Below are 1,320 nucleotides of genomic sequence, written 5' to 3'. Positions count from 1 at the left end.
CTAGTAGGGCTTTGTTACGTGCTGTCGTAGGGCTGCCATGGGGTGGGTTGTCGGCAGGTTGGGCATGTGCCGGTCCAGGTGGCGATGAGGTGTTGGAGGAGGTCCAGGGCCTGGTAGAGGGTCAGGCCCTGGCAGGGGCTTTTGGGGTCCTCCGCTGTTCGGTGAGGAACAGGTGGGCGGCGGTGACGAGGGTGACGTGGCGGTGCCAGCCGGTGAACGAGCGGCCTTCGAAGTGGTCGAGGCCCAGAGCTGTTTTCAGCTCGCGGTAGTCGTGCTCGATCCGCCAGCGGGTCTTCGCGAGGCGGACCAGGTCCTTCGCCGGGATGTCGGCGGGCAGGTTGGAGATCCAGTACTTCACCGGCTCTGTTTCACCCTCCGGCCACTGGGCGACCAGCCAGCTGAGGGGGATCGTTCCGTCATCTGCGGGCTTGGGCCGACGGCCCGCGAGGCGGACCCGCAGGAGTAAGAAATGCGAGCTCATTGCCGCTTTCGAGCCCTTGCGCCAGGTCAGGGTGCGTCCCGCCCGGCGGCCTGTGGCCAGCACGTGGTCGCGTAAGGAGAGGGGCCGGGTGCGGTAGCGGGGCAGCGGCCGGGGGCCCAGCCCGCTGTATGCGGGCTGGTGTGGTTCAGCCTCCTCGCCGTGGGCGGTCATCTCGGCTTTGGCCTGCAGGACGTAGGCCAGGCCCCGGTCTTCCAGGCCGTGGCGGAAGTCCGCGTTCGCTCCGTAGCCGGTGTCCGCGACCAGGACGGCGGGCCGCAGGCCGATGCCGTCGAGTTCGTCGAGCATGTCCAGCGCGAGCTGCCACTTGGGGCGGTGGTGCTCGGTATCGGGAATCCGGCAGGCCTCGCGACGGGCGGCCGCCTGGGGCCCGTCCCATGCGGCAGGCAGGAACAAACGCCAGGACAGCGGGCAGGAGGCTGTGTCCGAGGCGGCGTGGACGCTGACGCCGATCTGGCAGTTGCCGACCTTTCCCAAAGTGCCCGAGTACTGGCGGGCCACCCCGGGCGAGGCGGTGCCGTCCTTGGGGAAGCCGGTGTCGTCCACGACCCAGACCTCGGGCCGCACCGCGGCCACGGCCCGCCATGCGAGCCGGGCCCTCACGTCCTCGACCGGCCAGGTCGAGGACGTCATGAACTGCTGCAACCGTTGGTGATCAATGCCGAGGCGTTCGGCCATCGGCTGCATCGACTTGCGCCGGCCGTCCAGCAACAGGCCCCGCAGATAGAGCAAGCCCTTCTCGCGCTGGTCCCGCCGCACCAACGGCGCGAACACCTCGGAGGCGAACTCCTCCAACCGGACCCGAAACGCAGCAAGCTCCC

General features: G+C 69.3%; 1 protein-coding gene. It reads right to left on the bottom strand.

Annotated elements, in window-relative coordinates; translation table 11 throughout:
- Nucleotides 1-121: 121 nt before the first annotated feature.
- Nucleotides 122-1,320, bottom strand: a 1,199-nt coding sequence (locus AC061S_RS44405) for an IS701 family transposase (RefSeq protein ID WP_478691570.1), incomplete at its 5' end; no start/stop codon positions are given.

This window comes from Streptomyces sp. CA189, from assembly GCF_056428985.1.
This window is presented reverse-complemented; position numbering and strand designations above follow the sequence as displayed.